Genomic DNA, 8,981 nt, shown 5'->3' on the forward strand with positions numbered 1-8,981 from the left:
TATACCGAACGGAACGTACGGTGGTGTGAGAGGTCGGCTACTCAACTAATGTGTAGCCTCCTACTCGATCGTTCATGTTGATCCTGTTAAAGGAGTATCCCGAATTTGCTAGGTCTTAGTTCATTTTCATTTAGCTTCTATGCTCCGCTCGATATTGCTCTGACCGCTCTTGAAGCTGCTGAACCATTTGCTCATGAACCCTACGTCCGCCCAAAGCCCCATGGAATACATCCCCCTTGCGCGCTCCGTGGAAGTCAGAGCCTGCCGTTTGCAGCAAGTCTCTTGCACTTGCCATCTCGCCATAACGCTTCGCGTCCTCTTCCGAATGATCCGAATGCCAGACCTCTATGCCATCCCATGGTGCCGCATCCAGCAACTGAATGACCAGATCATCACGATGGTAGATGCCCGGATGTGCCATAACTGCAGCACCGCCCGCTTCATGAATCCATTGCACTGCCTCTTGTGGCCGTATGCGCGGCGGGTTCACATAAGCCTTGCCGCCAGCACCCAAATACTCATCGAAAGCCTCCTTCATATTACGAACAACTCCTCGACGAACCAAGGCATCCGCGATATGGGGACGTCCTACCGTCTCGCCTGGAGACAGCGGCCGCCCAAGCTCGGACACTACTTCCTCCATCGTCAGTGGAATTCCCAGCTCCGTCAGCTTCGCTACAAGCATTTCATTGCGGCGATCCCGCACAGCTCTCAAATCAGCCAACCGCTTCAGCAATTCCGCATCCTCAATATCTAAGAAATAACCGAGCACATGAATATCAATTCCTTCTTCCACCGTACTGATCTCAACCCCCGGTACGATGTGAATCCCATACTGTGCGCCGGCCTCAATCGCTTCAGGCACACCAAGCACCGTGTCATGATCGGTAATCGCTAGAGCCTTCAGACCCGCTAAATGAGCGAGCCGCACATTATAGGCAGGCGATGTCATCCCATCTGAAGCTATCGTATGGGTATGCAGATCCGCCCCGCCTGGCTCGACACTAGAACCGCCCATTCCTTGTCTTGCAAACAACATCGTCTCATCCACTTGATTGTCATCCTCACGCTTATTCATCGTAATAGCTCCTTATCATGTCGATTGCGAAGCATCGTCAGCAGTGCTGTCGCAGGCAGCGACAGCAGATCCACTTGGGCATGAACCGCATAAAATTGTCGCTTCATGCTCACCTGCTGAATACGAACAGTCTTCAGCAGCCCGAGCGCTTCTTCATGCCGTACAACATACGGCGACAGCATCGTTACGCCAATTCCTGCCTCTACAGCAGATTTCACCGCTCCCGTGCTTCCTAGCTCCATCACAACATGGAGCTTCTCGGGTTCAACTCCGTGCTGGCGAAGCGCTTCCTCCATCACAATGCGCGTACCCGATCCCATTTCCCGCAGCACAAATGGATAAGACAGCACGTCCTCAAGTTTCACTTCACTGACCGCTGCCAGCGAGTGATCCCGCGGCACAACCAGCAGCAGTTCATCCTCCATAATCGGCTCGACATGAATGTCATTATCCGCTACCGGAGCTTCCACTAGCCCGAGATGCAGCTGTTGACTGCGAATCCCCTCTACAATTTGCGAGCTGTTCATCACGCGCATATGGATGTCCAAATGCGGGTGCAGCTTGGCAAAATGGCCGAGGATCGGCGGCAACATATTTTCACCAATGGTCAAACTCGCTGCAAGCACAAGCTTGCCATGCAAGTCGAGTGTATAATTTGACATTATTTCCTCTGTTTCACGAACAAGCTCCATACAACGCTGTGCATAAGGGAACAGCTTATGGCCCGCCTCAGACAATTGCAGCTTCTTCGTAGAACGGTGCAGCAGCTTCGTTCCGAAATACTCTTCCAATGCCTGAATCTGCATCGTTACCGCCGGCTGGGTCATATGCAGCGCTTGCGCAGCAGCCGAGAAGCTTCCTCTTGTTGCGACGTTATAGAAAATATGCAGCTGATGGAAATTCAACCCCATACGCCTTTCCCCTCTTTCCTAACTCTTCTGCTCTATTATAGCGTAAATCCGTAAGATGCAATAAGACTTCTCCTCCCTCTGATATCATTGCGGCACCAACTCAGCTCGATGCTGTTACCAAATCAAAAAAACCAATCAGATGATCTGATTGGCCTATTATATATGCGATGCAACCCGAGAAAGCATTCATCTATGTTTGCGGCTATTCTTCACCAACGTCATGCGCCGCGAATGCCGCAGCCATGAATAATATGTCTTCAAATCACGCAGTTCCATCGTCTCCGACATCTTGCCGAGAAAGGTAACGATGATCATCTTAGACAATGGATCGCCTGCCAAATCGAACTCCGTGTCCGATTCCACGAACTCTGCTACCACAACCAAATCATCATCGATTAAGAACACATCCTGCTCATTGCGATAGTAAGAGATGATCCGATTCTGCTTCAAGCTGTCCCATATGAACGCTGCTATAGACTCAATATCCGCCTCTTCCTTGGCGATACGATCATTCCAGCGAGCCCGTGCATGATTCGTAATGACAACATTGGCTACTTTCTTATCGCCTAACAACACATAGAAAGGTTCATAGGTGCTCCATCGATTCATTACTTTATCTCTCATTGGCTTCACCACTCTCCACCATGTTAGGTCTTTATATCTATGTATATATACCCAATATATTACATGATGCGCCAACTGTTCACAAGTTCAAGACAGAACTTTTTCCTTCATTTTAGGAAATCTTTAACATAAAATCGGAAATTACAAAAAAAATAGCAGCCCCCTCCAAATAGAATGGAGAGTTCTGCTATTCTGCTCTAATCTGATTTTACATACCGTAAAAACGAGTTTTGTCTGGAACATCCTTACTGTATTCCGTTTTAATCTCATTTCGATACGAGCGCTCAATCTTCTTCACGTAATTCAAGCGTTTCACATTTTTGACCGCCTCTTCTGCCTTCTCCGCATTTACATAAAGAACAGCATACTGCATCTTCTTCGATACATAGTGAAGCGTTCCGTATTTATCCAAGTTGCGCGCTGCTTTCACATCGTTTACCCAAATGATGTACCCCGTCCGTTCAGGAATCATAACTCTCCTCGCTTTCCCCTAGCCGAGCTGCTATGAACAACTGCTGCAGCCGCCGCTGCAACCGCCGCTCCCACATCCGCCTTTCGGTTGTGGATCATTGCTCGGCACCTTGATCGTCTCAGATACTGCAAGAGCAATTGTTTCTGACAAGTTGTGCAGCAGCTTATCGACTGCTTCCTCAGCTTGCTTGAATTGAAATACTTCTTCTATAGACTCCAGCTCATGCTGTACAGCGAGCACTTCATCCTTCGCCTTATGATAATCGGGATGGAAGTGACCAAATCGCTCCGCTTCTTCAAACCGTTCCTTCTTACGGGCAAATTCGCGTACGAGCTGCTTAACCTGCTCATTGCCTTCCATGCGTTCTTTCCACATCACATAATCGGCAACCTCTATCGACTGGTTGATCATGTCGCCTAATTCATATGCATTGGTGAGCAGAACGGCCATATCGGCAACATCTTGCTTTTCTTCTATTGGCACGTTATCACGCTCAATTCTTTTGAAAGTATTGCGATTGAGGGCATACAGCAGTCCAATTCTACAGCAGCCCCTCCGGTACGATCAAGCGAATCTTGTCCCACTTCTCAGGAGACAGGTTGACAGGCTTGTCGCTCGACAGGCACGGCAATACGTAAGCTGTTACCGCCCAGCTCTTGTCATCGGACACCTTCGAGGCTAGCGGCACAATCACGTGCGATCGCCCCTCTTCTTCGACTTCAAGCTGTGTCTGATGCCGAATGGCGGCCATCACCATATCACGCTTCGTTGAAGTATGATAGGGCCGCAATGCCTTCGTCCATTGGCTGGAAATATCGTCGTAGCTATTTTCATCAACATCCTGCGCCATCGAACCGGTATCCATTTCATAATACTGCAATGAGGATGGACTGTAAACTGGCCCTTCATGATCTGCTTCCAGTTCCTCTTGTTCGCGTACCTCATCCTGCCACAGACATGGCATGCGCATCCGCTCTTCTCCACCCCAGCGCTGCAAGGGCGGCAGCTCGAAGCGTGTCAGCTGATTGGATACTTCATCAACATGTTCCCGATCGACAATATAATCGAGGGCACCTATGGGAATAAGCCATCTCTTGAGCGGCTCAGAGCTGTCCATTGCGGACTGTACAGCCTGGGCAGTATCCGCATCTGTACAACGAAGCAGAATGACTTCTGCGAACTGAACTCTTCCGTATTGACGGCCCCACATTTCGATTGCATCGCGTACATGCTCCGGTACTCCCGTCAGCGAGCAGCTCTCTAGAAACAACAGAACCGACTGAACGGAGCGGCCATGCTCCAATCCGTTCTCGAACGAATCACGAGTCAAGCGATACGTATCCATCTGATCGGACTTCGACAGCTCGGCAAAGACCTCCAATTCGAAACGAATGAGAGATGAGGTGTGAGGCGGCACCATAATCTCAAAATCGGGCTGGACGAATAGAACGCGTTGATGTACGCCTTCTTCCTGTTCTACTCTGCGGAACATCCAGCATCCATCCGACGTACCGACATCGCACAACCCTAAGGAGTGGGCTGTTCTCAGCCAGTCCCGAATTTGCTCCCGCACCGCCTCATATGTATGTTCTTTATCTTCAAGCCACCCAAGATGCCGACAAGCGTTCACAACGCTCTCTTCTGAGCTCCACTTGCGCAAACTTCCACAATAGAGTGCCGAATAAGCAATATGTCTTGCCAACGCCTCATTAGGCAAATAGTGCTCAATCACAACTTCGGCTATAGCCCGAAGTGCTTCGTGCGAAGGCAAACTGAACCACCACTTCAACTGTTCAATCTGCACCGCATAGCTAGTTGGGTCTTTACGCAGCAGCCCAAGCCGGAGAGCCATATCCAGCACGATGGCTACATGAATGGGCAACGACTCTGAAAACGGAATTTTGATGTTCCAAAATGCAAGTGCTTGTCCATCCAAACGAAGCAAGGAATCAAGCCGTGTGATCGCCCTCTTATGCAGGTTCCCCTTAGCCGTAAGCGGAAGGCCTTCAATCATGGCGTATACGAGCATTTGGAACAAATCAGTCAGCATCCCCTTGGAAGCTTCTACCGAGATTACACCGCTCCCAGAGAGAGGATGAAGGGAATACAGGAATGCATCTCCCATTCCCGCTCCTTCCATTACGCAATCATACTTCGAGAACGCATCGTCTAGACGCATTGCAAGCAAATGCTCGTATATGTCCTTCGGAATGAACAAAAGTCGCTCTCCCCAGGATGTTCGGACACTTGCCAACAGACCTGACTTCAACAACGATCCGCAAGCAGCACGCAGCATCGCCCCTGTTGCCTGAGGACCATGCCATTTGCGCAGGGAATCCAATGCGAAAGGGAGAGTAGCGGTTCGATCGAGCATGACATCGTACGAGACTCTATGCTCCTCAGACAGTGCTGCATATGCCTCGGCAATCCGAGCAGGATTGTCGTTGAATGTTCTCCACTGCTGGCTGCGTGGATGCTCCTTATCCTGTTCCGTTCGCTTCCATAGTTGATACGTATTCATGGCTGCCCTCCTGTTGCTCAATTGCATATTGGTACCCCTGTTCCACAAGGAACCGCTGTCGTTTCAAGGCGTAATCCCGCTCCTTCGTATCTTCGCTCACAACTGAATAGAAGCTCGCTTGTCTCCCATCCGCCTTCGGACGAAGCAGTCTCCCTAACCGCTGGGCCTCCTCCTGCCTTGATCCGAAGCTGCCAGACACTTGTATCGCTACCGTAGCATCCGGCAAATCCACAGCAAAATTAGCAACCTTGGAGACAATCAACACTTGTATCGCTCCTTGCTTGAACTGCGCATACAACTGCTCCCGCTCCTCTTGCGGCGTCTTCCCAGTCAATACAGGAGCATTCAGTGACTGCGATAACCGATCCAACTGCTGCAAATATTGCCCGATAACCAAGGTTGGAACACCAGGATGGCGCTGAAGGAGGCGCTTTACAGCCTCTATCTTCAATTCATTCTCTCCCGCGATTCTTGCCTTGTCTCGCTCGCCGGCTTGAAGGTAATGCCGTCTGCCAGCCTCAGATAAGGGCACACGAACCTCTACACAATCCACCTCGGCAATCCAACCATCCTGCTCCAGCTCCTTCCAAGGGAGCTCATACCGCTTCGGACCAATCAAGGAAAATACATCCCGTTCGCATCCATCCTCACGGACGAGTGTGGCCGTCAAACCAAGCCGTCTAGTTGCCTGTAAATCTGCCGTTGTTCGAAATACAGGAGCCGGAAGCAAATGTACTTCGTCATAAATAATAAGCCCCCAATCTCGCTCATGGAATAAGTGCATATGCTGGCACTCCCCATCCTTGTCCTGACGGTAAGTCATCATTTGGTAGGTAGATATCGTTACCGGCCGCACATGCTTCGTTCTGCCCGTATATTCGCCAATTTGTTCATCTAACAAGGTCGTTCGCGCCAGTATTTCCCGCTTCCACTGCTTCACTGAAGTTGTGTTCGATGTAAGAATCAAGGTCTCGCTTTGCAGCTCAGTCATAGCCGTAATCCCAACGATTGTCTTGCCCGCCCCGCATGGTAGTACAATGACGCCATCTCCCGCAGCACGTTCTTCACTACCGATAAAAGCTCGTACGGCTTCCCGCTGATAATCCCGTACTCGGAATCCCCCTTCATCTCGAAACCGGAAATCTAGCGGTTCCCCATCCCTGAATCCAACCCGATCCACAACCGGATACCCCGCGTTAGCAAGTGCCCGCTTCAAGCGTCCACGATGCTTCGCTAATATAGCGACGCTTCCATCCTGCGGCTTCCCTGTGAACAATCTGCCGACCTCTCGATCTGACAACATGCGCTCTAACACTTTCGCATCCTTAGCATGCAAGGTAATGCTGGATTCCTTTTCTTCCCCGTGCAGGACGAATAAGCCATACCGCCCCATCCACATCGCGATCTCTTGCTTGGCCTTAACAGGAACAGGGTAGGTTGCATGAGCATCCAGCACCGAGCAGACCATCTCCGCAGTCTTGCCGCTTGCCGCAGCATTCCATAGCGTAATTGGGGTCATTCGAAAGGTATGCAGCCCGTGCGGATTCTTCACCAATTCGGCAAATCCTAACAGAGCTCGGCGTACAACTGAATAGCCATCGGACTGCGCATTAACCAGTATCGTCATGTCTTGCTGAACTGCGAGCGTAAACATCTCTTTCGTCATTTGCCGCACCTCCCTTCGCTTGTTGATTTTTATCTAAGGTCATTACTTATGTAGTCCGTCAATGATTAAGAATCCCTGAACCGTCCTTAACACAAAATGCAAAAAAGTCCATCCCTCCTCATAACAGAAGACGAGATGAACTGTACATGTTACATGTCTTGCCTAATGTGTATAAGGCGATTCAGAAATCTCGCTGAGCGCCTGGCCTGCTTCATCCGCAAATGGCGTCCGTTTCGCTAAGTCGCCGATGGACACGATCCCTACGAGCTTGCCGTTCTTCACGACAGGAAGACGTCTTACTTGCTCTTCAGCCATCAATGCAGCTGCGTCGTCAATCGTCGCATCCGGTGATATGCTAATGATCTCTTCTGTCATAATATGCGAAATCCGTGTGGAACCAGGGTGCTTGGCTGCAATGCCACGAAGCACCAAATCACGATCCGTTACAGCCCCAACGAGTCGTTCTCCGTCAACAACCGGAATAAATCCCGTATCGTATTGCTTCATCTTGACGGCTGCCTCGTAGATGTTATCCAATACTGTACATGATGCACAGGTTGTCGTCATTACCTCTTGTACCGTTGACATCAGCATCCTCCTATTCAGGCATAGGTTGCCCCAATTGGAGGAAATTATCCAAGGTAGCCAACCATTCTCCCAGCATAGTGCGCTCTAATGCTCAGCCACGTATGTAATTGCTGGACATGTACGTAATGCTGAATAAGGGGTTAGCTGGTTCAATTTCCTTCTCATTCAATGGAGTCTGTTACGTATTCTATACTACTATATCACAGGCAGCCAATGGCTACTTTTTCTCGACCAATGCATCCATAGCTAATCCGATCAACATCTGACCAGCGAGCAACATGGCAGACTCGTCGAAGTCGAACTTCGGGTGGTGGTGTGGATAACGAGCGTAGTCCTCGTTTCCAGCTCCGACAAGTACGAAGCAGCCTGGAATCTGCTTCACGTAATAGGCAAAATCTTCGGCTGGCATCATCATCTCCGCTTCCCCCACACAATCCTGCCCCACCACTTCTGCTGCAATGCGGAAGACGCGCTCAGCTTCACTGTTGTCATTCACGAGTGCCGGATAGCCAACTCGAAATTCTAAATCATATTCAGCTTCGTGCATTGCACAAGTCAGCTCTACGATACGCTCGAAGCGCTGACGAAGCAGCTGGCGAACATCCGGATCAAACGAGCGTAATGTCCCCTTCAATTCCGCACGTTCTGCAATCACATTTTGGGTCGTACCCGCCTGTATGGAGCCAATGGATAGTACCGCAGGCTGAAGCGGCGATACGTTGCGGCTAACGATGGATTGCAGCTGCTGCACAAGCGAGGCTCCGATTAATACAGCATCTGTGCACAGATGCGGCATTCCTCCATGCCCGCCCTTCCCTGCAATCGTCAAGCGGAAGTCATCCACAGCCGCCATCATCGGCCCTTGACGCGTAGCTATGATGCCTGTAGAAATCGGTGTCCATAGATGAACGCCGTATATCCAATCTACACCTTCCAGCACGCCATCACGGATCATAGCCTGAGCTCCGCCAGGGCTTACCTCTTCCGCAGGCTGGAACAGCAATCGTATTTCTCCTGACCAATGGCTTCGATGCTCTGACAGCACCTTAGCTACCGATAGCAGCGTAGCCGTATGTCCATCATGACCACATGCATGCATCACGCCGGCAACCTGTGAACGG

The 8,981-nt window shown here is 50.3% G+C and carries 9 protein-coding genes; all 9 read right to left on the reverse strand.

The window, feature by feature from the left end:
- Positions 1-130: 130 nt before the first annotated feature.
- Positions 131-1,078 (reverse strand): PHP domain-containing protein, encoded by a 948-nt coding sequence (locus tag AZ66_RS23215; protein WP_044357028.1) that lies wholly within the window; start codon positions 1,076-1,078, stop codon positions 131-133.
- Entirely contained in the window at positions 1,075-1,989 is a 915-nt protein-coding gene (locus AZ66_RS23220; protein WP_044357029.1) for a selenium metabolism-associated LysR family transcriptional regulator, read from the reverse strand. The genes AZ66_RS23215 and AZ66_RS23220 overlap by 4 nt, the downstream gene beginning before the upstream one ends.
- 186 nt (positions 1,990-2,175) lie before the next feature.
- Positions 2,176-2,613, reverse strand: coding sequence for a hypothetical protein (locus AZ66_RS23225; RefSeq protein WP_021256666.1), 438 nt, complete (start codon positions 2,611-2,613; stop codon positions 2,176-2,178).
- Positions 2,614-2,821: 208 nt separating this feature from the next.
- The gene (locus AZ66_RS23230) at positions 2,822-3,085 is read right to left on the reverse strand and encodes a YlbG family protein (RefSeq protein WP_044357030.1); all 264 of its coding nucleotides are present in this window, start codon (positions 3,083-3,085) and stop codon (positions 2,822-2,824) included.
- 30 nt (positions 3,086-3,115) lie between these two features.
- On the reverse strand, positions 3,116-3,535 hold the full coding sequence (locus AZ66_RS23235) for a YlbF family regulator (protein WP_021262570.1): 420 nt from the start codon (positions 3,533-3,535) through the stop codon (positions 3,116-3,118).
- A 91-nt stretch (positions 3,536-3,626) separates the two neighbouring features.
- Positions 3,627-5,606: a helicase-associated domain-containing protein gene (locus AZ66_RS23240; RefSeq protein ID WP_044357031.1), complete on the reverse strand. Its 1,980-nt coding sequence runs from the start codon at positions 5,604-5,606 to the stop codon at positions 3,627-3,629.
- Positions 5,566-7,272, reverse strand: a complete 1,707-nt coding sequence (locus AZ66_RS23245) for a DNA repair helicase XPB (protein ID WP_021262572.1) — start codon at positions 7,270-7,272, stop codon at positions 5,566-5,568. The genes AZ66_RS23240 and AZ66_RS23245 overlap by 41 nt, the downstream gene beginning before the upstream one ends.
- 162 nt (positions 7,273-7,434) lie before the next feature.
- A complete protein-coding gene (locus AZ66_RS23250) occupies positions 7,435-7,860 on the reverse strand; it encodes a CBS domain-containing protein (RefSeq protein ID WP_021262573.1) in 426 nt (141 codons plus the stop codon).
- A 217-nt stretch (positions 7,861-8,077) separates the two neighbouring features.
- The coding region (locus tag AZ66_RS23255; RefSeq protein ID WP_044357032.1) for an amidohydrolase at positions 8,078-8,981 on the reverse strand (904 nt) is incomplete at its 5' end.

It is taken from the genome of Paenibacillus sp. E194 (genome assembly GCF_000935845.1).
Classification (GTDB): Bacteria; Bacillota; Bacilli; order Paenibacillales; family Paenibacillaceae; genus Paenibacillus_B; species Paenibacillus_B alvei_B.

Excerpts from the sequence above, each read along its gene's own strand:
- AZ66_RS23215 (WP_044357028.1), bottom strand. The coding sequence starts at position 1,078 with ATGAATAAGCGTGAGGATGACAATCAAGTGGATGAGACGATGTTGTTT.
- AZ66_RS23220 (WP_044357029.1), bottom strand. The coding sequence starts at position 1,989 with ATGGGGTTGAATTTCCATCAGCTGCATATTTTCTATAACGTCGCAACA.
- AZ66_RS23225 (WP_021256666.1), bottom strand. The coding sequence starts at position 2,613 with ATGAGAGATAAAGTAATGAATCGATGGAGCACCTATGAACCTTTCTAT.
- AZ66_RS23230 (WP_044357030.1), bottom strand. The coding sequence starts at position 3,085 with ATGATTCCTGAACGGACGGGGTACATCATTTGGGTAAACGATGTGAAA.
- AZ66_RS23235 (WP_021262570.1), bottom strand. The coding sequence starts at position 3,535 with ATGGCCGTTCTGCTCACCAATGCATATGAATTAGGCGACATGATCAAC.
- AZ66_RS23240 (WP_044357031.1), bottom strand. The coding sequence starts at position 5,606 with ATGAATACGTATCAACTATGGAAGCGAACGGAACAGGATAAGGAGCAT.
- AZ66_RS23245 (WP_021262572.1), bottom strand. The coding sequence starts at position 7,272 with ATGACGAAAGAGATGTTTACGCTCGCAGTTCAGCAAGACATGACGATA.
- AZ66_RS23250 (WP_021262573.1), bottom strand. The coding sequence starts at position 7,860 with ATGTCAACGGTACAAGAGGTAATGACGACAACCTGTGCATCATGTACA.